This window comes from Pseudomonas sp. BJa3, from assembly GCF_026343815.1.
GTDB lineage: Bacteria > Pseudomonadota > Gammaproteobacteria > Pseudomonadales > Pseudomonadaceae > Aquipseudomonas > Aquipseudomonas soli.
In genome coordinates, this window is record NZ_JAOXMC010000011.1 from 97,065 (window position 1) to 121,190 (window position 24,126).

23 protein-coding genes and 1 tRNA gene are annotated in these 24,126 nt (G+C 64.4%); 14 read left to right on the forward strand and 10 right to left on the reverse strand.

Features of this window, described 5'->3' with window-relative positions:
• Positions 1 to 8: 8 nt before the first annotated feature.
• Positions 9 to 281, reverse strand: coding sequence for a DUF3509 domain-containing protein (locus OH705_RS15555; protein WP_023632146.1), 273 nt, complete (start codon positions 279 to 281; stop codon positions 9 to 11).
• A 269-nt stretch (positions 282 to 550) separates the two neighbouring features.
• Between OH705_RS15555 and OH705_RS15560 the strand changes: the two genes are divergently transcribed.
• Complete coding sequence (locus tag OH705_RS15560) at positions 551 to 1,072, forward strand: ankyrin repeat domain-containing protein (protein ID WP_023632147.1); 522 nt, start codon at positions 551 to 553, stop codon at positions 1,070 to 1,072.
• A gap of 59 nt (positions 1,073 to 1,131) precedes the next feature.
• Positions 1,132 to 1,662: a hypothetical protein gene (locus OH705_RS15565; RefSeq protein ID WP_267302493.1), complete on the forward strand. Its 531-nt coding sequence runs from the start codon at positions 1,132 to 1,134 to the stop codon at positions 1,660 to 1,662.
• A gap of 48 nt (positions 1,663 to 1,710) precedes the next feature.
• Here OH705_RS15565 and OH705_RS15570 read toward each other — a convergent pair whose 3' ends face one another.
• A complete protein-coding gene (locus OH705_RS15570) occupies positions 1,711 to 2,649 on the reverse strand; it encodes a ZIP family metal transporter (RefSeq protein WP_094010680.1) in 939 nt (312 codons plus the stop codon).
• A gap of 127 nt (positions 2,650 to 2,776) precedes the next feature.
• Between OH705_RS15570 and OH705_RS15575 the strand changes: the two genes are divergently transcribed.
• From OH705_RS15575 to OH705_RS15590, 4 genes are all read left to right on the forward strand, one after another.
• Positions 2,777 to 2,968: a PLDc N-terminal domain-containing protein gene (locus tag OH705_RS15575; protein WP_023629733.1), complete on the forward strand. Its 192-nt coding sequence runs from the start codon at positions 2,777 to 2,779 to the stop codon at positions 2,966 to 2,968.
• A 186-nt stretch (positions 2,969 to 3,154) separates the two neighbouring features.
• The gene (locus tag OH705_RS15580) at positions 3,155 to 5,230 is read left to right on the forward strand and encodes an LTA synthase family protein (protein WP_267302494.1); all 2,076 of its coding nucleotides are present in this window, start codon (positions 3,155 to 3,157) and stop codon (positions 5,228 to 5,230) included.
• A gap of 146 nt (positions 5,231 to 5,376) precedes the next feature.
• Positions 5,377 to 5,613, forward strand: coding sequence for a hypothetical protein (locus OH705_RS15585; RefSeq protein WP_023629732.1), 237 nt, complete (start codon positions 5,377 to 5,379; stop codon positions 5,611 to 5,613).
• A gap of 185 nt (positions 5,614 to 5,798) precedes the next feature.
• Positions 5,799 to 6,131 carry a ribonuclease E inhibitor RraB gene (locus OH705_RS15590; RefSeq protein WP_038705647.1) on the forward strand — a complete coding sequence of 111 codons (333 nt, stop codon included), beginning with the start codon at positions 5,799 to 5,801 and terminating at the stop codon, positions 6,129 to 6,131.
• 20 nt (positions 6,132 to 6,151) lie between these two features.
• Here OH705_RS15590 and OH705_RS15595 read toward each other — a convergent pair whose 3' ends face one another.
• Positions 6,152 to 6,955 (reverse strand): c-type cytochrome, encoded by an 804-nt coding sequence (locus OH705_RS15595; RefSeq protein ID WP_104444268.1) that lies wholly within the window; start codon positions 6,953 to 6,955, stop codon positions 6,152 to 6,154.
• A 527-nt stretch (positions 6,956 to 7,482) separates the two neighbouring features.
• Between OH705_RS15595 and OH705_RS15600 the strand changes: the two genes are divergently transcribed.
• Complete coding sequence (locus tag OH705_RS15600; RefSeq protein ID WP_094010677.1) at positions 7,483 to 8,208, forward strand: amidotransferase; 726 nt, start codon at positions 7,483 to 7,485, stop codon at positions 8,206 to 8,208.
• 99 nt (positions 8,209 to 8,307) lie between these two features.
• Here the strand turns inward: OH705_RS15600 and OH705_RS15605 are convergent, their stop codons facing one another.
• The 3 genes from OH705_RS15605 to OH705_RS15615 all read right to left on the reverse strand — a co-directional run bounded on the left by OH705_RS15605 (position 8,308) and on the right by OH705_RS15615 (position 10,954).
• Positions 8,308 to 9,279 (reverse strand): magnesium and cobalt transport protein CorA, encoded by a 972-nt coding sequence (locus OH705_RS15605; protein ID WP_023629727.1) that lies wholly within the window; start codon positions 9,277 to 9,279, stop codon positions 8,308 to 8,310.
• A gap of 82 nt (positions 9,280 to 9,361) precedes the next feature.
• Positions 9,362 to 10,081 (reverse strand): lysophospholipid acyltransferase family protein, encoded by a 720-nt coding sequence (locus OH705_RS15610; RefSeq protein WP_267302495.1) that lies wholly within the window; start codon positions 10,079 to 10,081, stop codon positions 9,362 to 9,364.
• 183 nt (positions 10,082 to 10,264) lie between these two features.
• Positions 10,265 to 10,954, reverse strand: coding sequence for a crotonase/enoyl-CoA hydratase family protein (locus OH705_RS15615; RefSeq protein ID WP_038705649.1), 690 nt, complete (start codon positions 10,952 to 10,954; stop codon positions 10,265 to 10,267).
• Positions 10,955 to 11,243: 289 nt separating this feature from the next.
• Between OH705_RS15615 and OH705_RS15620 the strand changes: the two genes are divergently transcribed.
• Positions 11,244 to 11,333 (forward strand) — tRNA-Ser (locus OH705_RS15620).
• Positions 11,334 to 11,492: 159 nt separating this feature from the next.
• Here the strand turns inward: OH705_RS15620 and OH705_RS15625 are convergent.
• Entirely contained in the window at positions 11,493 to 13,622 is a 2,130-nt protein-coding gene (locus OH705_RS15625) for a TonB-dependent siderophore receptor (protein WP_267302496.1), read from the reverse strand.
• 229 nt (positions 13,623 to 13,851) lie between these two features.
• Positions 13,852 to 14,229: a hypothetical protein gene (locus OH705_RS15630; RefSeq protein ID WP_038705650.1), complete on the reverse strand. Its 378-nt coding sequence runs from the start codon at positions 14,227 to 14,229 to the stop codon at positions 13,852 to 13,854.
• Positions 14,230 to 14,669: 440 nt separating this feature from the next.
• Here OH705_RS15630 and OH705_RS15635 point away from each other — a divergent pair, with 440 nt between their 5' ends.
• Genes OH705_RS15635 through OH705_RS15655 form a run of 5 tightly spaced genes read left to right on the forward strand, consistent with a single transcriptional unit; the run spans position 14,670 to position 20,974 of the window.
• A complete protein-coding gene (locus OH705_RS15635; protein ID WP_023630981.1) occupies positions 14,670 to 16,127 on the forward strand; it encodes a serralysin family metalloprotease in 1,458 nt (485 codons plus the stop codon).
• Positions 16,128 to 16,179: 52 nt separating this feature from the next.
• The gene (locus OH705_RS15640; RefSeq protein ID WP_038705651.1) at positions 16,180 to 16,557 is read left to right on the forward strand and encodes an AprI/Inh family metalloprotease inhibitor; all 378 of its coding nucleotides are present in this window, start codon (positions 16,180 to 16,182) and stop codon (positions 16,555 to 16,557) included.
• Positions 16,558 to 16,601: 44 nt separating this feature from the next.
• Positions 16,602 to 18,323, forward strand: a complete 1,722-nt coding sequence (locus OH705_RS15645) for a type I secretion system permease/ATPase (protein ID WP_267302497.1) — start codon at positions 16,602 to 16,604, stop codon at positions 18,321 to 18,323.
• The gene (locus OH705_RS15650) at positions 18,320 to 19,612 is read left to right on the forward strand and encodes an HlyD family type I secretion periplasmic adaptor subunit (protein ID WP_094010674.1); all 1,293 of its coding nucleotides are present in this window, start codon (positions 18,320 to 18,322) and stop codon (positions 19,610 to 19,612) included. The genes OH705_RS15645 and OH705_RS15650 overlap by 4 nt, the downstream gene beginning before the upstream one ends.
• A 9-nt stretch (positions 19,613 to 19,621) precedes the next feature.
• Complete coding sequence (locus OH705_RS15655; protein ID WP_038705654.1) at positions 19,622 to 20,974, forward strand: TolC family outer membrane protein; 1,353 nt, start codon at positions 19,622 to 19,624, stop codon at positions 20,972 to 20,974.
• Between the two features lie 74 nt (positions 20,975 to 21,048).
• On the opposite strand, the gene OH705_RS15660 is transcribed toward OH705_RS15655, so the two are convergent.
• Positions 21,049 to 22,236, reverse strand: coding sequence for an MFS transporter (locus tag OH705_RS15660; protein ID WP_267302498.1), 1,188 nt, complete (start codon positions 22,234 to 22,236; stop codon positions 21,049 to 21,051).
• Positions 22,237 to 22,344: 108 nt separating this feature from the next.
• Here OH705_RS15660 and OH705_RS15665 point away from each other — a divergent pair, with 108 nt between their 5' ends.
• Positions 22,345 to 23,229: a LysR family transcriptional regulator gene (locus tag OH705_RS15665; protein WP_267302499.1), complete on the forward strand. Its 885-nt coding sequence runs from the start codon at positions 22,345 to 22,347 to the stop codon at positions 23,227 to 23,229.
• A gap of 104 nt (positions 23,230 to 23,333) precedes the next feature.
• On the opposite strand, the gene OH705_RS15670 is transcribed toward OH705_RS15665, so the two are convergent.
• Entirely contained in the window at positions 23,334 to 24,083 is a 750-nt protein-coding gene (locus OH705_RS15670) for a 3-oxoacyl-ACP reductase family protein (protein WP_267302500.1), read from the reverse strand.
• Between the last annotated feature and the right edge of the window lie 43 nt (positions 24,084 to 24,126).

The window sequence follows — 24,126 nt, forward strand, 5'->3', positions numbered from 1 at the left end:
CCACGCGCTTAGCGGTAGGTCGGCAGGGCGAAGCGTTGCTGGCTCTGCAGCATGGAAATCACCGGCAGCTCGCTCGCTTGTTCGGCAAGGTCGCGGCGGATGGCGCTGATCGCCCACGACAGTTGCTCGGCGCTGTGCAGTTGCGCATAGGACAGCACCCGGCGAGTCACCACGCCATCGCTGGCGCGCAGGGTCAGCAACACGCCGCCGTCGGGTCGCGGCTGAGTAGCAACCTGATAGGCGGTGAAGAGCGAGGCGAATTTTTGCTGGATGAGGTCCATATCAACTCCTGACTGTTGTACTGGCAGACTTGAGTTGATGATTGCAGTGACCGTGCCAGCCTTTTGTTAAAATAAAGTCTTTTAAAATCAACATGTTATGTTTGATTTTGCAGATGCCTGCATTGCATTCTGCACGCCCGTGCATTTTGCACAGTGCATTTTGCACGGTCATAGCCTGGCTCTTTGTCGCCGATAGAATCTGAACCTTGGACCTGTCGTTGCTGCCTGATGGACACTTGGGCCCATTGCCAGATGCCAGGAGGTTCTCGATGTTCGATCACCAGCCCGCCACCATGACCACAGAAGAAGCCGCAGCCTTCGCCGAGGAGGTTTTCGAGCGCGCCCGCCGCGGCGACGCGACAATGCTCGGCCGCCTGCTCGATAACGGCCTGCCCGCCAACCTGCGCAACCACAAGGGCGACACCTTGCTGATGCTGGCCAGCTACCACGGTCACCATGACGCCGTGCAGGTGCTGCTGGCCCATGGTGCCGACCCGCTGATCGCCAATGACAACGGCCAGTTGCCCATAGCCGGCGCCGCCTTCAAGGGTGATCTCGCGATGATCCGCCTGCTGCTGGAACACGGCGTGCCGGTGGATGCCGCCGCCGCTGACGGTCGTAGCGCATTGATGCTGGCGGCAATGTTCAACCGCCTGGAGATCATCGACTATCTGTTGGCCCAGGGTGCCGACCCCGCGCACCGCGATGCCGCCGGCGCCACTGCGCTGATGGCGGCCCGCACCATGGGGGCGATGGATAGCGCGGCACGTCTCGAAGCATTGGCCGGCTAACTCCCTGGGGGCTTTTGCGGCTATCCTTGGCGCCTTTCACGCCAACCCGCAGGCCCCCCATGAAAGACCAGTTGCTCGAATTCATCAGTCTCATCTGCGCCGGCTGCATGCGCGATGAAGATATCGAGCGCATCGCCGCCGAGGCCGCCGAGGCCTACGCCGACCCCGCCGCCTTCCTCGCCGCCAATCCGGACATCAACTACGACGACACCTTTCCCTTCCCGCTGGGTGAATGGGTGGTGGTCGGCAGCCTGCCCGATACCGTGCTGTTCCAGGCCGACAACTACCAGGACCTGTTCCAGCAGATCAGCGACTCGTTCGACAAGAGCGTGCCCTTCACCCTCAAGCCCAAGCAGCTGGCGCGCACCGAGGCGCTCACCGCGCTCAACCGCATCCAGGTGCAGATGGGTGCGCTGAACAAGGAAGCCGGTGGCTACGTGCTGCTGAACTTCAGCCAATTACTCGACGATGAGCTGCAGATGATCATGGTCGGGCAGCACGACCTGGCCCGTGTGCTGGAGCTGGGCGAGGCCGTTGGTATCAAGGTGGAGCCGGCGCTGGAAGCGCTGAAGGTGGCAGTGCATATCTGAGCCGTAGCCGCCGCGCAGCCCCTGGGAGCGGGCTCCGCGACCGGCCTGTCAACCCAGCGCGGTATCGAGGAACATCATCACCGCGAAACCGCCCATCAACCCCAGTGTTGCCGCGGTCTGGTGCCCATTGCGGTGGGTTTCCGGGATCACCTCGTGGGACACCACGAAGATCATTGCCCCGGCTGCCAGGCCCATGCTGATCGGGTAGGCCAGGGCGAAGCCGGTGGAGATGCCCAGGCCGATCACCGCGCCCAGCGGTTCCATCAGCCCGGAGCCAATCGCCACCAGCGCAGCCTTGAAGTTCGACAGCCCCGTGGCGCGCAGTGCCAGGGCCACGGCCAGGCCTTCGGGGATGTCCTGGATGGCGATGGCGCTGGTCAGCGGCAGGCCGATGGCCATGTCGCCGTTGGCGAAACTCACACCGATGGCCATGCCCTCGGGCAGGTTGTGCAGGGTGATTGCCAACACGAACAGCCAAACCCGGCTCACCCGCTCGGCCTGCGGGCCGCAGGGGCCGGTGCTTTCATGCTCATGTGGGGTGAAGCGGTCCAGGCCCAGCATCAGCAGCACCCCAAGGCCCATGCCCAGCACCACGGTGAAGGCCGCCGCCGGGCCGTTGCCGGTGATCTCGCGGGCAGCATCCAGCCCCGGCAGGATCAGCGAGAACGAACTGGCGGCGAGCATCATGCCAGCGGCAAAACCGAGCATGACGTCCTGCGTGCGCGCGCTGACGTCGCGCAGGATCACCGCCAGCACCGCGCCCAGGGCGGTGGCGCCGAAGCCGGACAGGCCGCCGAGCAGTGCCAGGTGCAGGTGGTCGGCATGATCGCCGTTGACCGCGTTCCAGATGCTCGCCAGCAGCAATGCGCCGATGGCCAGCAGGCTCAGCACCAGGCCGGCGCTGAGCCAGGGAGCCTGCACGGCCTGGTGCCGCCAGGCGCTGAGGATGGAGTCAGAGCTGGCGCTTTGAGTGTGGGCAGGGGGCATGCGAACCTCGAGAGCAGTGGATATCAGCAGTCTATCCACTGACCGGCATTCCCGACCAAGGATTCCCTTCTATCGGGGCCATAGCCAGCTATGCTCTGCAGCACACACACCGTGCGGGAGCAGCATCATGGGTTCCACCTTCAACAGCCTGGTTGGCTTGATCATCCTGGCCCTGGACATCTGGGCCATTCTCAATGTGCTCAAGAGCGGCGCCGAGGTGGGGATCAAGGTGCTCTGGATCCTGCTGATCCTGCTGCTGCCGGTGCTGGGGCTGATCATCTGGGCGATCGCCGGGCCACGGGGCAATGTGCGGATCTGAGGCCTCACCTCGCAACTGTGTAACTTTGTAAGGACAGGCTGCTCTCGACAAAATTTTCACACTCGATTTTTGAAAATCCGCGCCGCACAATGCGGCCTTGGTCTCACCTTGCCCACAAGGGCCAGACCACCAGGCTATTGGCGCTTTCGCCTTCCCGCAAACCGCAATCCTAGGACCTCTCCATTCATGGCTAACACGGACGCCTTGAAGCAACAGGGTGTGCGAGGCTCGTTCTCGCCGACCCTGAAATCCCACCTGGCCTACACGTTGCTCAGTGGCCTGGTGATCATGCTGATGCTCAGCCTGGTGCGCCTGGCGCTGCTGGTCTACAACAGCGACATGATCGGCGACACGCCATACTCGACCGTTGCCGAGGGCTTCTTCAACGGCCTGCGCTTCGACCTGCGCGTGGTGGTGTACATCAGCATCCCGTTGCTGCTGGCGCTGCTCAGCCCCTGGCTGATGGCCCGCCGTGGCCTGTTCCGCTTCTGGCTGACCATTGCATCTAGCGTGGTGATGTTCCTCGGCCTGATGGAGATGGACTTCTACCGCGAGTTCCACCAGCGCCTGAACGGCCTGGTGTTCCAGTACATCAAGGAAGACCCCAAGACCGTCATGAGCATGCTCTGGTACGGCTTCCCGGTGGTCCGCTACCTGTTGGCCTGGCTGGTCGGCACCTGGCTGCTGAGCCTGCTGTTCAAGGGCATCGATCGCTTGACCCGCGGCAACGGCAGTGCCCAGGCTTTGGGCAGCGCCAAGCTGGCGCCCTGGTACGGGCGCCTGGCGGTGTTCATGGTGGTCCTGCTGGTGGCCGTGGTCGCCGCCCGTGGCACCCTGCGCCAGGGACCGCCGATGCGCTGGGGTGATGCCTTCACCACCGACTCCAACTTCGTCAACCAGTTGGGCCTGAACGGCACCCTGACCCTGATCGATGCCGCAAAGAGCCGCTTTGGCGAAGACCGCGGCAATATCTGGAAGCCCGTGCTGGACCAGCCGCTGGCCACACAGACCGTGCGCGAGCAGCTGCTGACCGCCAACGACACCCTGGTCGATGCCGACGAGGCCGCGATCCGCCGTGACTTCGTGCCGCCTGCGGCGAACACGCTGGGGGTCAAGAACGTCGTGGTGATCCTCATGGAAAGCTTCGCCGCTCACTCGGTCGGCGCCCTGGGCAGCCCGAACAACATCACCCCGTACTTCGACAAGCTGGCCAAGGAGGGTTTGCTGTTCGACCGCTTCTTCTCCAACGGCACCCATACCCACCAGGGCATGTTCGCCACCATGGCCTGCTTCCCCAACCTGCCGGGCTTCGAATACCTGATGCAGACCCCGGAAGGCGGCCACAAGCTGTCCGGCCTGCCAGCGCTGCTCAGCGCCCGCGACTATGACGACGTCTACGTCTACAACGGTGACTTCGCCTGGGACAACCAGTCCGGTTTCTTCGGCAACCAGGGCATGACCACCTTCATTGGCCGCAACGACTTCGTCAATCCGGTGTTCTCCGACCCGACCTGGGGCGTGTCCGACCAGGACATGTTCGACCGTGGCAACGAAGAGCTGGCCAAGCATGACGGCAAGAAGCCGATCTACGCGCTGCTGCAGACCCTCTCCAACCACACCCCGTATGCCTTGCCCAAGGACCTGCCGGTGGAGAAGGTCACCGGGCAGGGCCGCCTGGACGAGCACCTGACCGCCATGCGCTACTCCGACTGGGCGCTGGGCCAGTTCTTCGAGAAGGCACGCAAGGAGCCGTATTTCAAGGACACGCTGTTCGTCATCGTCGGCGACCACGGCTTTGGCAACCACCAGCAGGTCACCGAGTTGGACCTTGGCCGCTTCAACGTGCCGCTGCTGCTGATCGCCCCAGGTATCCAGGAGAAGTTTGGCGCTGTCAACCATACCGTGGGTACCCAGGTCGACATCGTGCCGACCATCATGGGCCGTCTCGGTGGCCAGGCCCGCCACCAGTGCTGGGGCCGCGATCTGCTCAACCTGCCTGAGGGCGACCAGGGCGTGGGCATGATCAAGCCGTCTGGCAGCGAGCAGATCGTTGGCCTGGTGCAGGGCGACCGCATCCTCATCGAGTCCAAGGACATGACCCCGCGGATGTATCGCTACCAGTTGGGCCGGGAGTTCAAGGCCGAGCTGATCGAAAGCCCCGACCAGCCGGAGATGCTCCAGAAGCTCGAGGCCTACATCCAGACGGCTACCAAGAGCCTGCTGGACAACACCGCCGGCGTCGTCCACGGCACGCCGAAGTAGTAGCGCCTAGTGGCCTCAGGAAGCCCGCCGTTGACCGGCGGGCTTTTTTCATGTGGTTGTCATGCACGCGGCTGAACATTTGCCGCTGTGTCATGGTCAAGCTAGTACGCAGTTCCATTCACTGTTGTGCCAGCGAGGGCTGATCGATGAAAGCATGGGAAGTCAGCTTTGCCGACCAGAAGGGCGAGCCGCAGACACTGCTGCTCAATGCCGAGCAATGCCCCAGCGAGGAGGACGCCGCACGCGCCATCCGTTCGCGTTTGTTCCCGCTAATGGATGAACTTGACCTCAATGACTTCCAGGATCGCAGCTTTTCCCCCACGGCACGCTGGCTCAAGGAGCAGAGCGGCGTGACCATCACCACCATTCGCCAGCTACCCTGAGCCGCTACGCTCTGGCGCAGTGCCTGCACAGGCACTACGCTGGAGACAGGCGCCGGCCAAATCTGCGGGTCCGCGTCGATTCCACTCGCGTCTTGCATCAGCTCGAATTGCCAGGCATGGCACGCTTGCCAGGCAGGTGCTTTGTGCACTGAAAGTCTATCCATTGCTTTGCAGGAGGACGTTTCATGAGCAGCCAATACGACGACATCAGCAGCAGTGTCCTGCGCCAGATGAAAGCTGGCGGTTTCGATTTCACCCGTATTCATCCCATCGAGTTCTATGCCGTGTTTCCCGACGAGGCCGCCGCGCGCCGGGCGGCCGTGCAGTTCCGTGGCGAGTCGCTCAGCGCCCAGGTGAGCGAGCGCGACGACGGTGCCTGGCATCTGGAACTGAGCAAGGTGATGTACGCCACCCATGGCGGCATCGGCGCTTTCGAGCAGGCCTTCGAACGGCTCGTGTCGCCCCATGGCGGCGAGGTCGAGGGTTGGGGCGTCAAGCAGGAACGGCCGATTGCCTAGGTAACGCGGCCCCGTGCGTTCTACCGTGGTTTGCGCCCGGCCATATGCTTCAGGTATGCCAGCAATCCATCGAGTTCCTGGTCGCTCAGCACCTGGGTGGAGAACCCGGGCATCTTGGCCTGCGGCCAGTGCCTCAGGCTCTGCGGATCGCGAATGTATTGGCGCAGGAATGCCGGCTGAAAGTATTCGGTAGGGTTGTGCGGCAGGTTCAGGTCAGGGCCCAGGTGCGCATCGCCAGCGCCATTGAGGCGGTGGCAGGCCAGGCAATTCTGCTGGAACAGGGCAAAGCCCTGGCGCACTGGATCCGCGTCAGGCAGCGCTGGGTCTGGCAACAGGGCGGGGAAGCGCACCTCGACCGCTGCCAGGCTGCGAATGCTGGCGATCTGGAACGGCCATTGTTCCGGGCGGATGCCGCTCGCCTGGGGCTGGGTCCATACCAGATAGAACGGCCCGGCTCCCGCCTTGCCCTGGCCGAGTGGCGGCCAAGGCCGGGCGTTGTCCTCGATGGCCAGCCAGGCTTGTGCCGGGCCTGGCTGCAACAGCGGGCCGGCGGGCATTTCTGCAGCGAAACCGTCGAGGGCCACCGCCTGCAGGTGGTCGCTCGGTTTCACACCCTCGAGCAGTGCTGCCAGCGGTACGGCGCGGTAATGCATGGTGCGCTTGTAGGCAACGTCCTGTTCAATAGTGACGTCCCGCGCCAGGGGATGGGTGAGCAGTTGCTCGCTCTGCCAGTGCCGGCTGCCGTCACCCAGATCGAGGGTCAGTTGCGCGGCCAGCGCTGGCAGGGGAATCAGCAAGCAGAGCAGGGTAAGGCACAGGCGCATGGGAAATCTCCAACCTTCAAGGTCGGCAGGTTACCCACGCACGCTTGGAAAAGGCCAGTGCTGGGTCAACCGAACAACCGGGTAAGGTTGGGCAGGATCAGCAGCAGGGTCGTGGCGAAGAGTATGAGCCCGGCTTGGCGTACTTTGGATTGTCTGAACATGGCGGACCGCCTTCTTGTTGTTATTCCTGAATAACCCTTGGCTTCCTTGTCTGGCTTCGGGTCGATCGCAGTGGCGTGATCGAACGTCCTCACTGCTTGCCGCGTGTTTCTGGATATACAACCAACACTAGGGCCCGCGTCATCCCTGTTTCAGAACCCTTTGCTCTAAAAAAAATCATTTCGCTTCCTTATGGCTTTAAGGCCACTGGCCACCCCGCTGGCACGCTGACGCTAGACGAGTGCGCGGCAAGGGTTACCAAGGGTTACAGGGCCTACCGTTCGTCTGGACATCCTACTTGCTTGTACGCCCCTTTCACGTCAGTCTTTACAGCAAATCCCACCCACATGTCGTTCAGGACTACCGCTATGTCGTTACGCATCTGCATCCTTGAAACCGATGTCCTGCGGCCGGAGTTGATCGCGCAGTACCAGGGCTACGGAAGGATGTTCGAGCAGCTGTTTTCACGCCAGCCGATCGCCGCCGAGTTTGATGTGTACAACGTGATGAATGGCGATTATCCGCCGGCCGAGCGAACCTTCGATGCCTACCTGGTGACCGGCAGCAAGGCCGACTCGTTCGGCGACGATCCGTGGATCCAGACGCTCAAGGCCTACCTGCTCAAGTTGTATGAGCGGGGCGAGAAGCTGCTGGGGGTGTGTTTCGGTCACCAATTGTTGGCGTTGACTCTCGGCGGCAAGGCCGAGCGCGCCGACAAGGGCTGGGGCGTGGGCATCCACCGCTACAGCTTGGCGGCCCATGCGCCGTGGATGGACCCGCAGGTATCCGAGCTGACCTTGCTGATCAGTCACCAGGACCAGGTCACCAAGCTGCCCGAAGGGGCCACGGTGATCGCCTCGAGCGATTTCTGCCCCAACGCCGCCTACCATATCCGTGACCAGGTGCTGTGCTTCCAGGGTCACCCGGAGTTCGTCCACGACTATTCCCGGGCGCTGCTCGACGCGCGCCAGGCCTCGTTGGGCGACGAAGTCTATGCCAAGGCGGTGGCCAGCCTTGCCACCGAGCACCAGGGGGATCTGGTGGGCGAGTGGATGCTGCGCTTCGTCCAGCAGCCCGGTAGTCGCGTGATCTGAGATCCATGTTGACTGGGGTCGCGTGGGAGATGGCACCGGCTTCGCCGGTAATCGCGGGCCAAGTCGCAGCGGCGAACCGCCGCTCCCACGCTCTTGGCGTTACAACCAGCCCGACCGCTTGAAACTGAAGTACAGCCCCGAACACCCAAGGCCGATCACCCCCAGCACGGTAAAGTAGCCGTAGTGCCAGCCCAGCTCAGGCATGTTCTGGAAATTCATCCCGTAGATCCCGGCAATTGCCGTGGGAAACGCCAGGATCGCCGCCCAGGCCGCGAACTTGCGCTGGGTGATGCTTTGCCGTGATGACTCCAGCAGCATGCCGATCTCGATGGTCTGGCTGGCGATGTCGCGGATGCCGGCCAAATCTTCCATCTGCCGCGTCACGTGGATCTGCACGTCGCGAAAATACGGGCGCATGTTCTTGTCGATGAACGGGAAGCTCAAGCGCTGCAGCTCTTCGCTGACTTCCACCATCGGAGCCACGTAGCGGCGCAGGCGCAGGATGTCGCGGCGCAGGCTGTGCAGGCGCTGAATGTCTTCTTCCTTGAGTGAATTGCTGAGCACGCTGTGCTCCAGCTCTTCGATTTCACCGTGAATGGCCTCGCTGACCGGCTGGTAGTTCTCGGTGACGAAGTCCAGCAGAGCGTAGAGCACGAAGTCTTCGCCGTGCTCGAGCAGCAACGGCCGCGCCTCGCAGCGTTGGCGCACCAGGGCGTAGGACTTCGAGTGGCCGTTGCGGCAGGTGATGATGTAGCCATTGCCGGCGAAAATGTGGGTCTCGATGAACTCAAGCTTCCCTTCGTGGCGCACTGGGGAGTAAGTGACGATGAACAGCGCGTCGCCGAAGGTTTCCAGCTTTGGCCGGCTGTGTTTCTCCAGGGCATCCTCAATGGCCAGTTCGTGCAGGCCAAACTGGCGCTGCAGGTTGGCCAATTCCTCGGCATTGGGCTCTTCCAGGCCTATCCACACGAAGTGTCCGGGCTTGCTGGCCCATACGGCGCCTTCGTCGAGGCTGATATTGGTGACCTTCCTGCCGGCGCTGTACACCGCTGCCGCGACGACTCGACCCATGGTTGTCCGCTTATTCGATTGAACACGCGATACAGCTTGGGCCGTGTCGCGGCACGGAGCAAGTCCGGCGAGAGGTGGCGGGTCAGGGCGCGATAAGCTCGCTTTCCATATGGTCGATGCAATGCTGCATCTGGATTCGGCATTGCTCGATCAGCGTTGGCAGGTCCTGTTGGGTCAGGCCAGCAGTGGCGATGGGGGCCAGCGAGCGAATTATCACCGTGCGCTGGCGCCAGCTGTTCAGGCTCAGGCGCCTGGTGTAGCGGCTGACGCATACCGGCACGATCGGCACGCCGGCCTCGATCGCCATGTGGAAAGCGCCTTTCTTGAACGCCAGCAACTGTTCGCCGGGGTTGCGCGTGCCCTCGGGGAAGATCCAGATCGAAGTATCGTCGCGCAGGGTTCGGGTGGTGGTCTGCATGGCCTTGCGTGCCTGATAGGCGTTCTTGCGGTCGATCAGCACATTGCCGCCCAGCCAGAACAACTGCCCGAACAGCGGGATCCAGCCCAGGCTCTTTTTGCCGATGGCCACGGTACGCCGGGGCACCACCTGGCCGAGGATGAACAGGTCATAGTTGGACTGGTGGTTGGCGATGATCACGCAACCGGGGGGCTGGTCCCACAGCGGGGCGACCTCGGCCTTGACCTTGATCCGCAGCAACCAGGCGGCCGGCACGCTGTACAGGCGGGCGAACAGGCGGCTGTTGTCGGGGTTGAACGGGCGCAGCAGGCCAATCACCAGGCCGACGACACCCACGAGCAGAAAGTGCAGCGCCAACAGGAGCATGCGGAGCATATAAAGCATGGTACGACTCACACCGGACAGTCGCGGCGCAGTGTACGGGTGTGCACTGGTGGGGGCAAACGTTGCTGAGCGCTGGAGATCATGCGGGAGCGGGCTTTCCCGGCGATGGCCTCACCCTGGGTGATCGCATCGCCGGGCAATCCCGCTCCCACGAAGTCCTGTGAGGAAAATCCCTGGACGGACTCAGCCCAGGTGGTTCTGGTCCGCCAGGATCGCCTCGTCCAGCGCCTCCAGCAGGGCCTTGCGCACCTTCAGCTTGGTGTTCTTGTGCGCCAGCATGTTCAGCTTCTTCATTTCGCGCGCGGCGGCCAGGGCGGTCTCGTGCAGCTGCTCGGCGGGCACCACCTTGTCGAGGAAGCCGGCTTCCCGGGCACCCTGCGGGTCGAACACCTCGGCATTGTTCACCGAGCGCTGGAATGCCGCACGGCCCAGGCGATCACGGGCCAGCTCGATACCGGCGTGGTGCATGGTCATGCCGATCTGCACTTCGTTCAGGCAGATCTTGTAAGGGCCTTCGACACCGATGCGGTAGTCGCCCGACAGCAGCAGGAAGGCGCCCTTGGCCACGGCATTGCCGGGGCAGGCGACGATCACCGGGAAGGGGTGCGACAGCAGGCGCCGGGCCAGGGTGGAGCCGGCGGTTACCAGGCCAACGGCCTCCTTGGGGCCGGCGGTCATCACTTTGAGGTCGTAGCCGCCGGAGAGGATGCCCGGCTGGCCGGTGATGATCACCACCGCGCGTTCCTCGACGGCGCGATCGAGCGCGGCGTTGAAGGCCTTGATGACATCCGGGGAGATGGCGTTAACCTTACCGTTGTTCAGGGTCAGGGTGGCGATGCCGTCTTCGGCGTGGTAGGTAATCAGCTCGCTCATGGCAGAGTCCTTTGGATGGCGTGGCGACGACGTTACCCAGCGGCGCCGGCCAGGTAAAGTGCCAAGACTGACTGATCAGTCAGTGTCGCGCCGCTGTGCCTTGCGCCCTCTGGGCAGCGCTTGGCGGGCAGGAAAAAGCGCTGGGCACATTGGCAGCATTGCCCTGATCGGCCGGAGTTTTCGGCCAATTGCCTTAAGCACATGAAAATTCTGAAAAAATGCTTGCCAAGTAAAAGCTCTTCTACTAAATTAGCGCGCCTCGACAGGCTGAATAGCTTGAAGAGAAAACGGTGAAGTGTCCGAGTGGTCGAAGGAGCACGCCTGGAAAGTGTGTATACGAGAAATCGTATCAAGGGTTCAAATCCCTTCTTCACCGCCACATTCTACGAGAAGCCCCCGAATCGAAAGGTTCGGGGGCTTTTTGTTTGTCGGTTTGTTTTTACCTGTGCGATCGCATCGCCGGCAAGCCGGCTCCCACAAGGTAATGCGATCTCCTGTGGGAGCCGGCTTGCCGGCGATGGGCTGCGAAGCAGCCCCTTTAGAAACTTACTGAGGCCGACAGTCGTGCCGTGCGCGGCGCGCCCTGGAACAGGTAGTTGTCGCCCAGGTAGTCGCCCACGTCGCGCCAGTAGCGCTTGTCCAAGACGTTGTCCACGGTCAGGCGCAGCACGGTGTCGTAGCCGCCGATGTTCGTGCGATAGCGGCTGCCGATGTCGAATACGGTGTAGCCGCCGACTTCGACATTGCCTGCTGAGCTTGCGTACTTGCTGGCGCTGTAGCGTGCACCGCCGAGCAGGGCCAGGCCGGGGACGGGCAGGGCGTAGTCGGCCTGCAGCGCGGCGCGCAGGCGCGGCACGTTGATTGCCTGGTGGCCTTCGTAGGCGGCGGTGTCGCTGTGTTGCACCCGGGCGCGGATCACTGCGGCGCTGGCCTGGATCTGCAGGTTGGAGGTTGCCCAGCCGCTGGCGCCGAGTTCCAGGCCGGTGTTTTTCTGCTGGCCCGACTGCACGTAGGTCGGCGCCGGAGTTCCGTCGGGGCGGGCATACTGGTACGCCTGGCGGATCTGGAACAGGGCCGCGCTGAAACTCATGCCCTGCCAGTCACGCTTGATGCCGACTTCGAGCTGGCGCGACAGGGTCGGGGCGAGGATTTCGAACGCGTTGCTGGCATACCAGGGGGCGGTGCCACCCGAGGACAAGCCTTTCGCATAGCTGGCGTACAAGGTGGTGTCCGGCTGCGGCTTGTAGATCAAAGCTGCGTTGGGCAGCAGTTGGTACTGTCGGGTGTGGCGCCCGGCGACGCCATTCTGGTCCCAGGTCTTTTCATCCAGGCGCACTTCCCGGGCACCGATCACGGTCTGCCAATTGTCGTTGAAGGTGATGCGGTCGCTGAAGAACAGGCCGTACTGGCGGCTGTCCAGGCGGCGTTCACTACTGCCAATGGGCTTGTCCGACGGCTCCACCGCTGGCGCACCGGTATGGATGTTGCCCGTGCCTCGCCACTCGTTGTAGCCCGGTCGCTGGTCGAGCGTGCGGCGTTGCGCACTGGTGCCGACGGTCAGCTCATGGCTCACGCCCAAGGCATCGAAGCGCCCGTCGAGCATGGCCTGGGCTTCGTCGATGCGGCGGGTATCGTCAGGGCTGCGGAAATCGTAGATGTCGTAGTCGCCATTGCTGCCGAAGTAGGACCCTTCGCTCGAACCCCAGGCGAATGCGCTGTAGTCATCAATTACTACCTTGCTGCGCGAGGCGCTGAGGGTACCGTTCCAGTTGTCGTTGAACTGGTATTTGAAGCGCCCGCCCAGGTTCAGCGAGTCGTTCTGCACGGGCTTGGCCCAGGACTGCCAGGCCAGGTGATCCTTGGGGTCGACGCCATGGGGCAGCTGGTTGCCGCCAAGCAGTTGATAGCCGGGTACCGAATACTGCTCGCGGTGCTGGTACTCGGCATCCAGCTCCAGGACGGCATTCGGGTTGATCTGCCAGTCAAGCGCCACGGAGGCGAAGTCGCGCTTGCCGTCGGCATGATCGACATAGGAGCGAATGTCCTCGTGGGCGAGGTTGGCCCGCAGGCCCAGCTGGCGCTCGGCGCCGAACCAGCCGCCCAGGTCGGTGGCCAGGTAGCGCTCGCCCTGTTCGTTGCTCGACACGCTCATGCTGCGCACATCCTCCGGGCGCTTGGTCACGTAGTTGACCAGCCCGCCGGGCTCTGACACGCCGCTCTGCAACCCGGACAGTCCCTTGAGCAGCTCCACCTGCTGTTTGTTCTCCAGCGCCACGTTCTGCTCGCCGGCGATGGTCTGGCCGTTGACCCGGTAGCTGCTGGCGGCGTTGAGCTCGAAGCCGCGCACGTTGAAGTTCTCGTAATAGCCGATCGGCGCATAGCTTTCGCCCACCGAGGCATCGCTCTGCAGCACCTCGCTTAGCTTGCGCACCTGGCGGTCGTCCAGCAGCTGGCGGCTGAACACGCTGACCGCTGCCGGGGTGTCGAGCAGCGACGCGCTGTGCAGGCCGCCGACCTGGGCTTCGCGTGCCTGGTAGCCGCTGTCCTGAACATCCGAAATGCGCACGGGGGCCAGGGCCACACTGTCGTCGGCAAGGCCATGGCCACTGTGCAGGGCAAGGCCCAGGCCGAGCAGGCCCAAGGGCAGGCGGGGGCGAAGCGGGGTCATGCAAGGCTCCTTGAAAAGCAGACGCGCCGTTATCGCTTGGCAGCTGTCGGGCAGGCAAAAGGGCGCCATGGTAGCAGGCTGCCGAGGCTTTCAGGGATGCCGACGTGGGATCCGGCGCGCCTGTGCTCCCACCGATACCGCACAAGGCTTAGGCATGCGCGTTTCCTGCGGGAGCCGGCTTGCCGGCGATGACGCCAGTACAGTCAATACGAACGAAGCGGGGCGCGATTCAGGCCGCCGCCGGGCGCTGGTAACGGCGCCAGTTGTCGTCGATCTTCGACCAGGTCTTGCCGTCGGTGATGGCCAGCAGCTTGCGGCCATCCTTGAAGGTGGCAAGGAAGGTGACTTCCTCTTCCTTGCCGCCCAGCAGCAGGCCGGCGAGCAGGCCGACCGGGCCGGCCACCAGGGCGCCGGCCACTCCCCAGCCCAGGGCGGTGCCCAAGCTGCGGGTCGATTCGAGGTTGGCCAGTTTCAGATCCGTAATCCGCGCCAGCGAAATGCGCTCGCCGGGCGAAGGGCTGCGCGGGGTCTTGAGTGTGAGCGCTCCATTGCGATACTCGCCTTCACCTTGCAAGAAATCGCCGGATTGCACCGTGAGCCTTGTCATTGTGTCGTCCTGTCAGGAAGGGGTCTTCGACCAACGCCTACTGAGCGCTCCACACGCTGGCAAGTCAACGCCGAGGCGACGGAGGGTCGTGCGGCAGGTTGTCGCGTAGTAAAGCGCCTAAACGAAGCGTTGAGGGCAAACAACAGGCACTCGTCGCATTTTCGAAAGTAAACTTCGAATCGTTGTCTATAAAGTCCTGGAGACATGATTGGAACTAATGCTTGTCGCTGCCGACATTGATCCATCGCAGTTTGCGCAAATTAGGACGACACAGTTGAGTTTTCGAAAACGAAAAAATGGCGTCAAAAAACGCTGGACATCAAGTTTCATTGTGTGTCAGTTTTTTTGCGCCTCATAAAGGCGAGTGACAGGAAGTTCTCGCCAGGTGGGAAATCCTGTCTGACATCAACTGCTTTTTTGTAAACAAGGAAGTAACCTGCATGTCGAAAGTCAAAGAAAACGCTATTGTTTCGGCCGTTTCCGCACTGCAGCCGAAGGGACCTAGTTCGTCCTTTGGCCTGATCGATAGCTTTGCCCACCAGTACGATCGCGGCGGCGCGAACATCAATGGCAAAAAGTCCTTCACGGTCGACCAGGCCGCCGACCACCTCCTGCGTGATGGCGCAGCCTGGAAGGACCTGAACAAGGACGGCACGATCAGCCTTACTTATACCTTCCTGACCAAGGCACCGTCTGACTTCTACAGCCGCGGACTGGGCTCGTTCAGCCAGTTCAGCGACCTGCAGAAACAACAGGCCAAGCTCTCCATGCAGTCCTGGGCGGACGTGGCCAAGGTCACCTTCACCGAGGCAGGCTCGGGCGGTGACGGCCACATGACCTTCGGCAACTTCAGCGCCAGCAACGGCGGCGCGGCGTTCGCCTACCTGCCGTTCGACGGCCCGGGTTCGCACAAGGGCGAGTCCTGGTACCTGATCAACAGCGGCTATCAGGTCAACATCACCCCGGGCACCGGCAACTATGGTCGCCAGACCCTGACCCACGAGATCGGCCACGTGCTCGGCCTGTCCCACCCCGGCGACTACAACGCCGGCGAAGGCAACCCGACCTACCGTGACGCCGACTACGCCCAGGACACTCGTGGCTACAGCGTCATGAGCTACTGGAGCGAAAGCAACAACGGGCAGAACTTCATCAAGGGCGGCGGGCAGTACTACGCCTCGGCCCCGCTGATGGACGACATCCTGGCGATCCAGAAGCTCTACGGCGCCAACTACGCCACCCGTGCCGGCGACACCACCTACGGCTTCAACTCCACCGCTGATCGCGACTTCTACTCGGCCACCTCGGCCTCGTCGAAACTGGTGTTCTCGGTGTGGGACGGTGGCGGCAACGACACCTTCGACTTCTCGGGCTTCACCCAGAACCAGAAGATCAACCTCAACGAAGCGTCGTTCTCCGATGTCGGCGGCATGGTTGGCAACGTGTCCATCGCCAAGGGCGTGACCATCGAGAACGCCATCGGCGGCTCGGGCAACGACCTGCTGATCGGCAATGCGCTGGCCAACGTGCTCAAGGGTGGTGCCGGCAACGACATCATCTACGGCGGCGGCGGCGCCGACCAGCTGTGGGGCGGCAGCGGCTCGGACACCTTCGTGTTCGCGGCTGTCAGCGACTCCACCAAGGCGGCGCCGGACCGCATCATGGACTTCACCTCGGGCGTGGACAAGATCGACCTGTCGGCCATCTCCGCGTTCGCCGTGAACAAGCTGCCGCTGCAGTTCGTCAATGCCTTCACCGGCCATGCCGGCGAGGCGCTGCTGACCTACGACCAGGCCACCAACCTGGGCAGCCTGTCCATCGACTTCACCGGAAACGCCTCGGCTGATTTCCTGGTGACCACCGTTGGCCAGGCCGCTGTCACCGACATCGTGGTCTGATGTAACAGGGGGCGGCGCTCGCGCGTCGCCCTTTTGTCGGCGAGGCAGACGAATGAAAGCAACCTTGCGAACGATCGCGCTGGCCGCGATTACCCTGATGTCGATGACCGAGGTAGGTATGGCGAGCAGCCTGTTACTCCCCAACGCCGCGCAAATGGCCGGTGACTGGACGCTTTACCCCGAACAGCAGCAGGTGCAAGCCTGCAACCTGCACCTGGGCGCCAACGAAGGCGAAATCGAAGGCGACCTGGATTGCGCCAGGGACCTGCTGGGCCTGCGCCCCGGCAGCTGGCTGGTGACTCCTGACACCTTGGCCCTGGTGGGTGGCGACGGCAGCAGCGTGGTGCACTTCAGCCGCGAGGGGGCCAAGCGTTACGCCTGGACCCGGCCGGACGGTACCCAACTGGTGCTCCAGCACCTGGACAAATAAACCCGGCCTGAAACTTAAAAGTTTCAGGCAAGCAAGGGCGAAACATGAAACTACCGAGCAAAAAGCCCGGGGCGCCTTTGTGGGCGGCACTCGGCGAACATAAGTCGACGTTGATCAGCGTTGGCTGTTTCACGGCATTGATCAACTTGCTCATGCTGGTGCCGTCGATATATATGCTTCAAGTGTACGACCGTGTACTGAGTTCACAGAGCACGACAACTTTGTGGGTGCTGACATTGATGGTTGTCGGCTTCTTCGTTTATATCGGCGGGCTCGAGGCCGTACGCAGTTTCATTGTCATTCGGGTCGGCAACCAGTTGGAAAAGACGTTCAACCTGAAGGTCTATCGCGCCGCCTTCGAACGCAATCTGCGCCAGCGCGACGGCGCCGCCGGCCAGGCCCTGGGCGACCTGACCCAGCTGCGCCAGTTCATCACCGGCCCCGCGCTGTTCGCCTTCTTCGATGCCCCCTGGTTCCCCATCTACCTGGCGGTGATCTTCGCCTTCAACGTCTGGCTGGGCGTCATGGCCACGGTCGGCGCGCTGCTGCTGATCGCCCTGGCGATCCTCAACGAGCGCCTTACCCATGCCACCCTGGCCGAGGCCAGTGGCTTCCAGCAGCAGTCGACGCAACTGGCCGGCAGCCAGTTGCAGAGCGCCGAGAGCATCCAGGCCATGGGCATGCTTGGCGCGCTGCGCCAGCGCTGGTTCAGCCTGCATGGACGTTTCCTCGACCTGCAGAACAAGGCCAGCGACACCTCGGCGGTGATCACCGCCACCAGCAAGGGCCTGCGCCTGTGCCTGCAATCGCTGGTGCTGGGGTTGGGCGCGCTGCTGGTGATCGAAGGGCAGATGACCCCGGGCATGATGATCGCCGGCTCCATCCTCATGGGCCGGGTGCTGGCGCCGATCGACCAGTTGATTGCGGTGTGGAAACAGTGGAGCGGCGCGCAGCTGGCCTACCAGCGCCTGGACGGGCTGCTGCGCGAACACCCCGAGACGCCGACGCCGATGCCCCTGCCGGTGCCTACCGGGCAACTGGCGGTGGAGCAGGTCAGCGCTGGCCCGCCCGGGCGCAACCTGGCCACCCTGCAGCAGGTGAACTTCGCCCTGGCGCCGGGTGAACTGCTCGGCGTGCTGGGGGCTTCGGGTTCGGGCAAGTCGACCCTGGCCAAGGTGCTGGTCGGCGTCTGGCCGACCCTCGGCGGCCATGTGCGCCTTGATGGCGCCGAGCTCAGCCAATGGGACCGCGACGCGTTGGGCCCGCACATTGGCTATCTGCCGCAGAACATCGAATTGCTGCGCGGCAGCATCGCCGAGAACATCGCCCGCTTTGGCGAACTGGACGGCATCAAGGTGGTCGAGGCGGCGCGCCTGGCGGGCGTGCATGACCTGATCCTGCGCCTGCCCCAGGGCTATGACACGCGCCTGGGCGAGGAGGGGGTGGATCTCTCCGGCGGTCAGAAGCAGCGCATCGCCCTGGCCCGCGCCCTGTACGGCGATGCCCGGCTGATCGTGCTCGACGAACCCAACTCCAACCTCGACAGCCACGGCGAAGCCGCCCTGGCCAACGCCATCGTCCAGCTCAAGGCTCAGGGTCGCACCGTGGTGCTGGTGACCCACCGCAGCGCGGCGCTGGCCCAGGCCGACAAGCTGCTGGTGATGAACGAAGGGCGCATGCAGGGCTTCGGCCCGGCCCGCGACATCCTCCACGCCATGGGCCAGGCCCCGGCGCAACGACCCCTGCAAGCCGGAGGTGGCGCATGAGCCAGCAAACCCGTGATGCACGTTTCCATGTTCGTCTGGGGTGGTGGCTGACCCTGGTCGGTTTCGGCGGCTTCATGGCCTGGGCCAGCTTCGCCCCGCTCGACCAGGGCGTGCCGGTGCAAGGCACCGTGGTGGTGTCGGGCAAGCGCAAGGCGGTGCAGTCCATGGGCGCGGGCGTGGTCAGCCGCATCCTGGTCAGCGAAGGCCAGCTGGTGCGCCAGGGCGAGCCGCTGTTCCGCCTCGACCGCACCCAGGTGCAGGCCGACGTCGATGCGCTGCAGGCCCAGTACCGCATGACCCGCGCCGCCCTGGCACGCTGGCAGAGCGAGCGTGACAACCTAGGCCAGGTGCAGTTTCCCGCGGAGCTGCTCGAAGACGCCGACGCCCGCCTGGCGCTGATCCTCGAAGGCCAGCGCCAGCTGTTCGACAGCCGCCGCCAGGCCCAGGCCCGCGAGCAGGGCGCCCTGGCCGCCAGCATCGACGGCTCCCAGGCCCAGCTGACCGGCATGCGCCGGGCGCGCGGCGACCTGCAGGCCCAGGCCGACTCGTTGCGCGAGCAGCTCGACAGCCTGCGCCCGCTGGCCGGCGAGGGCTATATCCCGCGTAACCGCGTGCTGGAATACCAGCGCCAACTGTCACAGGTGCAGCGCGACCTGGCGCAGAACGCCGGCGAAAGCGCGCGCCTGGAGCAGGTGATCGTCGAAGCCCGGCTCAACTTGCAGCAGCGCCGCGAGGAATATCAGAAAGAGGTGCGCAGCCAGCTGGCCGAAGCCCAGGTCAAGGCCGCGACTCTGGAGCAGCAGCTCAACTCCGCGCACTTCGAGCTACAGCACAGCGAGATCATCGCACCGGCCGACGGCATCGCGGTGAACCTTGGCGTGCACACCGAAGGCGCCGTGGTGCGGGCCGGCGATACCCTGCTGGAGATCGTGCCCCAGGGCACCGCGCTGGAAGTGGAAGGGCGCCTGCCGGTGAACCTGGTGGACAAGGTGGCACCGCAGTTGCCGGTGGACATCCTGTTTACCGCCTTCAACCAGAACCGCACGCCACGGGTTACCGGGGAAGTGGCGCTGGTGTCGGCCGACCAACTGATCGACGAGCGCAGCGGCCAGCCGTACTACGTGCTGCGCAGCACGGTCAGCGAAGAAGCGCTGGCGCGTCTGCAGGGGCTGGCCATACGCCCGGGCATGCCCGCCGAGCTGTTCGTGCGCACCGGCGAGCGCTCGCTGCTCAACTACCTGTTCAAACCCCTGCTCGACCGTGCAGGCACCGCCTTGACCGAACAATAAGGACTGCCAGTGAAGAAGTTCCCACTGATCGGGCTGCTGCTGGCCTGCGCCTGGCTGCCGACCGCCGCCCAGGCCGCCATGGGGCCGTTCCAGGTATACGAGCAGGCCCTGCGCCGCGACCCGACCTACCTCGCGGCATTCAAGGCCCGCGAAGCCGGCCAGGAATACCGCGCCATCGGCCGCGCCGGCCTGCTGCCCAGCCTGTCGTACAGCTACAACAAGGGCCGCAACGATTCCGAGGTGCGCTACCTCGGCGATTCGCGCCGGCAAAAGGAAGACCGCACCTACAACAGCATGGGCTCGACCTTCATCCTCCAGCAGCCGCTGTTCGACTATGAAGCCTATTCGAGCTATCGCAAGGGCGTGGCCCAGGCGCTGTTCGCCGATGAGAGCTTCCGTGACCAGAGCCAGCAACTGCTGGTGCGGGTGATGACCAGCTACACCCAGGCGCTGTTCGCCCAGGACCAGATCGCCATCAGCGTCGCCAGCAAGCAGGCCTACCGCCAGCAGTTCCAGCAGAACCAGCGTCTGTTCGACGCCGGCGAGGGCACGCGCACCGATATTCTCGAGGCTCAGGCCCGCTACGAGCTGGCCGATGCCGAGGAGATCAAGGCGCGCAACGAACAGGATGCCGCGCTGCGCGAACTGGGCGCGCTGATCGGCGAGCCGGCGGTGCGGGTCGAGGACCTGGCGCCGCTGCGCCTGGGCTTCGCCCTGCCGGTGGTCGACCCCAGCGGCTACGAGGCCTGGCAGGAGCGGGCCCTGGCCAACAACCCGCAACTGGCGTCATCGCGCCAGGCCCTGGAAGTGGCGCGCTACGAGGTCGAGCGCAATCGTGCCGGGCACCTGCCCAAGGTCACCGCGTTCGCTACTTCGCGGCGCCAGGAGTCGGACAGCGGCAACACCTACAACCAGCGCTACGACACCAATACCGTGGGCATCGAAGTCAGCGTGCCGATCTTCGCCGGGGGCGGGGTGCTGGCTTCGACCCGCCAGGCCAGCCGGCACCTGGAGCAGGCCGAGTATGAGCTCGACGGCAACACGCGCAGCGCCTTGATCGAACTGCGCAAGCAGTACAACGCCTGCCAGTCCGGCGCCAGCCAGCTGCGTGCCTACCAGCGGGCGCTGGTGGCGGCCGAGGCGCTGGTGGTGTCCACGCGCAAGAGCGTGCAAGGCGGCGAGCGGGTCAACCTGGACGTGCTCAACGCCGAACAGCAGTTGGCCACCACCCGCCGCGACCTGGCCCAGGCGCGCTACGACTACCTGCTGGCGTGGATCAAGTTGCATTACCAGGCCGGGGTGTTGAGCGAGACCCAGCTGGCGCGGGTGGACGAAGCGTTCATTGAGGGCAAATCCGGTTGATGCTCTGTTCGCCTACCAGCGTGGGAGAGGCGGTTCGCCGCTCCCACGCTGGTAGGCGAGTCACTGAAAAGCATTCAGGCTGACACCGCTGCCTTTCTCCGCCTGCCCTCAGCCAGCCCCCACACCAGCAGCGCCAGGGCACCGATCACCAGCCCGGCCAACACGATCCCATCCCAGCCATGCACCTCGAACAGTTGCGTGCCCAGCAGCGACCCCAGCGCTCCGCCGATGAAGTAGCAGGTGATATACCCGGCATTGAGCCGCGTACGCGCCTCGGGGCGCAGCACGATCACCGCGTTCTGGTTGCTCACGTGCACCAGCTGCACCGCCAGGTCGAGCAACAGCACGCCCACCAGCAACGCCACCAGCGAGCTCTGCGCGAACCCCAGCGGCACCCACGACAACAATAGCGCCACCAGCCCCACGGTGGTGCCCAGCGAGCCTTTGCCGCGGTCGGCCAGGCGCCCGGCCCAGTTCGCCGCCAGTGCGCCAACCGCTCCGGCCAGGCCGAACAGGCCGATCACCGCGTCGGAGTAATGGTAGGGCGCCTCGCTCAACAGGAACGCCAGCGGAGTCCAGAACAGCGCGAACAGGCTGAACGCCAGCAAACCCAGCAGCGAGCGCAGGCGCAGCACCGGTTCCTCGACGAACAGGCGGAATACCGAGCCGATCAGCGCCGGGTATTTCAAGCCGGCGTGGCTGTGGTGTTGCGGCAGGCTGCGGTACAGGGCGAGGGCACTGACGGCCATCAGCACCGCGGCCAGCACGTAGATGCTGCGCCAGCCGCCCAGCTCGGCCATGAAGCCTGCGGCGGTGCGCGCCAGCAGGATGCCCAGCAACAGGCCGCTCATCAGCGTGCCCACGGCGCGGCCGCGTTGATCCGGAGCACTGAGCGCGGCGGCCATGGGTACCAGCACCTGGGCCACCACCGAGAACAGTCCGGTCAGCGCCGTGCCGAACAACAGCCACGGCAGGCTTGGCGCGCAGGCGCTGATCACCAGCCCGGCGGTGGCGATCAGCACCATGGTGACGATCAGCCGCCGCTGCTCGAACAGATCGCCCAGTGGCGCGAGCAACAGCAGCCCGGCGCCGTAGCTGAGCTGGGCGGCGATGACGATGGTGCCGGCGCTGGCGGTGCTCAGGCCGAACTGCTCGGCGATGCTGTGCAGCAGGGGCTGGGCGTAGTAGTTGCTGGCCACGGCCAGGCCGGTGGCGGTGGCCATCAGCAGGATCAGGGCGCGACTCAGGGTCGGGGAATTCATGGGCAGTCTCGTTGCAGGCAAGGTTGTGTGGCGACAAGTATCAGGAAGTGTCCTTCATGACGCCAATGTATAGTTATCAACTTATCCATCTCTAAAACAGATAGATCCATGAACCTGAAGCAGCTCGAATACGCCTTGGCCGTGGCTGACACCGGCAGTTTCACCCGCGCCGCCGAACGCTGCCACGTGGTGCAATCGGCCCTCAGCCATCAGGTGGCACGGCTGGAGGCACAGTTGGGGGTAAGCCTGTTCGAGCGCAGTTCGCGGCGGGTGCGCCTGACCCCGGCCGGCGAGGCCTTCGTGCTCAGTGCCCGGCCGGCAGTGGCGGCGGCGCGGCGGGTGGCCGAGGATGTTGCCGCCGCCTGCGGGCAGGTGCGTGGACGTTTGTCGATCGGCGAGATCAGCTCGCTCACCGCGCTGGACCTGGTCGATCTGCTGGCAGTGTTTCATGAGCGCTACCCTGATGTGGACGTGCGCTGGTTGACCGCCAAGAGCGAGTTGCTGGTGACGGACGTCTGCGAGCGGCGTCTTGACGTGGGCTTCATCGGCCTGTGGCAGGGCGAGGCGCTGCACGGCGTGCAGCATCGCCTGCTGGCGCGGGAGGAACTGGTGGCGGTACTGCCGCCTGGCCATCGGTTGGCGGGAAGGGGTCAGCTGGCCCTGGCCGAGCTGGCCGACGAGGTGCTGGTGGACTTTCCCGAGGGCACCGGGGCGCGTCGACAGACCGACGAGGCGTTCCAGGCGGCAGGGTTGCGGCATCGGGTGCAGTTCGAGATCGGTCATATCCGCCTGGTGGAAAAGTTCGTGCAGCGGAGCATGGCCGTGGGCCTGGTCCCCGAGCGGATCGCTCGGGGTTTCACGCAGGTCGCGATGGTGCCCCTGGTAGATGCGCCGGTGCGGCATCTGTACGCGGTGTGGTCGCCCAGCCCCACGCCGGCGGCGCGGGCGTTTCTGGACGTACTTGAAGAAAAACTGCTGGCGGCCGATGGATAACCCTTGACCGCCGACTCCTACAGGTGCGGCGCGGATCTTGAACGCGGCGCTGTACCTGTGGGAGCCGGCTTGCCGGCGATGAGGCCCGCGCAGGCAATTACAAATCAGGCCGCGAAACCACCATCGGCCAGCAGGCTCGCGCCGGTGATGTAGCCGGCCTCAGGCCCCGCCAGGTAGGCGACGAAGCTGGCGATCTCGTCTGCCTGGCCATAGCGCCCGATGGCCATCAGCGGGATCAGGCTCTCGGCGAACTCGCCACTGGCCGGATTCATGTCGGTGTCCACCGGCCCTGGCTGCACATTGTTGACGGTGATCCCCTGCGGCCCGAGGTCACGGGCCAGGCCCTTGGTCAGGCCGACCAGCGCCGACTTGCTCATGGCATAGGGCGCGCCGCCGGCGAACGGCATGCGCTCGGCGTTGGTGCTGCCGATGTTGATGACCCGTCCGCCCTGGCCCATGTACTTCACTGCCGCCTGGGTGGCCACGAACACGCTGCGCACATTGACCGCCAGCAGTCGGTCGAAGTCGGCCAGGTCGAACTCGGCGACCGGCGCCACCGCCAGCACACCGGCGTTGTTGACCAGGATGTCCAGGCCGCCGAAGGCCTTCGCGGTATCGGCCACGGCTTGCTGCACGGCCTGGGTGTCGGCGCTGTCGGCACGCAGGGCCAGGGCCTGGCCGCCGCCGCTGTTGATCTCGCCTGCCAGGGCCTCGGCGCTGGCGCTCGAGCTGACATAGGTGAAGGCGACCTTGGCGCCTTCGCGGGCCAGGCGGCGGACGATGGCCGCGCCGATACCACGGGAACCGCCCTGGACCAGGGCCACCTTGCCGGTGAGAGGAAGTGCTTGGGACATGCTGATCTCCTGCGTTCAAGCAAGGCCGGATGCCTTGGATAGA

What these genes read in the sequence shown, in the direction of transcription:
- OH705_RS15665 (WP_267302499.1), top strand. Translation starts at nt 22,345, where the DNA reads ATGAACCTGAAGCAGCTCGAATACGCCTTGGCCGTGGCTGACACCGGC.
- OH705_RS15635 (WP_023630981.1), top strand. Translation starts at nt 14,670, where the DNA reads ATGTCGAAAGTCAAAGAAAACGCTATTGTTTCGGCCGTTTCCGCACTG.
- OH705_RS15580 (WP_267302494.1), top strand. Translation starts at nt 3,155, where the DNA reads ATGGCTAACACGGACGCCTTGAAGCAACAGGGTGTGCGAGGCTCGTTC.
- OH705_RS15555 (WP_023632146.1), bottom strand. Translation starts at nt 281, where the DNA reads ATGGACCTCATCCAGCAAAAATTCGCCTCGCTCTTCACCGCCTATCAG.
- OH705_RS15670 (WP_267302500.1), bottom strand. Translation starts at nt 24,083, where the DNA reads ATGTCCCAAGCACTTCCTCTCACCGGCAAGGTGGCCCTGGTCCAGGGC.
- OH705_RS15660 (WP_267302498.1), bottom strand. Translation starts at nt 22,236, where the DNA reads ATGAATTCCCCGACCCTGAGTCGCGCCCTGATCCTGCTGATGGCCACC.
- OH705_RS15625 (WP_267302496.1), bottom strand. Translation starts at nt 13,622, where the DNA reads ATGACCCCGCTTCGCCCCCGCCTGCCCTTGGGCCTGCTCGGCCTGGGC.
- OH705_RS15630 (WP_038705650.1), bottom strand. Translation starts at nt 14,229, where the DNA reads ATGACAAGGCTCACGGTGCAATCCGGCGATTTCTTGCAAGGTGAAGGC.
- OH705_RS15570 (WP_094010680.1), bottom strand. Translation starts at nt 2,649, where the DNA reads ATGCCCCCTGCCCACACTCAAAGCGCCAGCTCTGACTCCATCCTCAGC.
- OH705_RS15595 (WP_104444268.1), bottom strand. Translation starts at nt 6,955, where the DNA reads ATGCGCCTGTGCCTTACCCTGCTCTGCTTGCTGATTCCCCTGCCAGCG.
- OH705_RS15605 (WP_023629727.1), bottom strand. Translation starts at nt 9,279, where the DNA reads ATGGGTCGAGTCGTCGCGGCAGCGGTGTACAGCGCCGGCAGGAAGGTC.
- OH705_RS15590 (WP_038705647.1), top strand. Translation starts at nt 5,799, where the DNA reads ATGAGCAGCCAATACGACGACATCAGCAGCAGTGTCCTGCGCCAGATG.
- OH705_RS15585 (WP_023629732.1), top strand. Translation starts at nt 5,377, where the DNA reads ATGAAAGCATGGGAAGTCAGCTTTGCCGACCAGAAGGGCGAGCCGCAG.
- OH705_RS15610 (WP_267302495.1), bottom strand. Translation starts at nt 10,081, where the DNA reads ATGCTTTATATGCTCCGCATGCTCCTGTTGGCGCTGCACTTTCTGCTC.
- OH705_RS15650 (WP_094010674.1), top strand. Translation starts at nt 18,320, where the DNA reads ATGAGCCAGCAAACCCGTGATGCACGTTTCCATGTTCGTCTGGGGTGG.
- OH705_RS15645 (WP_267302497.1), top strand. Translation starts at nt 16,602, where the DNA reads ATGAAACTACCGAGCAAAAAGCCCGGGGCGCCTTTGTGGGCGGCACTC.
- OH705_RS15575 (WP_023629733.1), top strand. Translation starts at nt 2,777, where the DNA reads ATGGGTTCCACCTTCAACAGCCTGGTTGGCTTGATCATCCTGGCCCTG.
- OH705_RS15615 (WP_038705649.1), bottom strand. Translation starts at nt 10,954, where the DNA reads ATGAGCGAGCTGATTACCTACCACGCCGAAGACGGCATCGCCACCCTG.
- OH705_RS15565 (WP_267302493.1), top strand. Translation starts at nt 1,132, where the DNA reads ATGAAAGACCAGTTGCTCGAATTCATCAGTCTCATCTGCGCCGGCTGC.
- OH705_RS15600 (WP_094010677.1), top strand. Translation starts at nt 7,483, where the DNA reads ATGTCGTTACGCATCTGCATCCTTGAAACCGATGTCCTGCGGCCGGAG.
- OH705_RS15560 (WP_023632147.1), top strand. Translation starts at nt 551, where the DNA reads ATGTTCGATCACCAGCCCGCCACCATGACCACAGAAGAAGCCGCAGCC.
- OH705_RS15640 (WP_038705651.1), top strand. Translation starts at nt 16,180, where the DNA reads ATGAAAGCAACCTTGCGAACGATCGCGCTGGCCGCGATTACCCTGATG.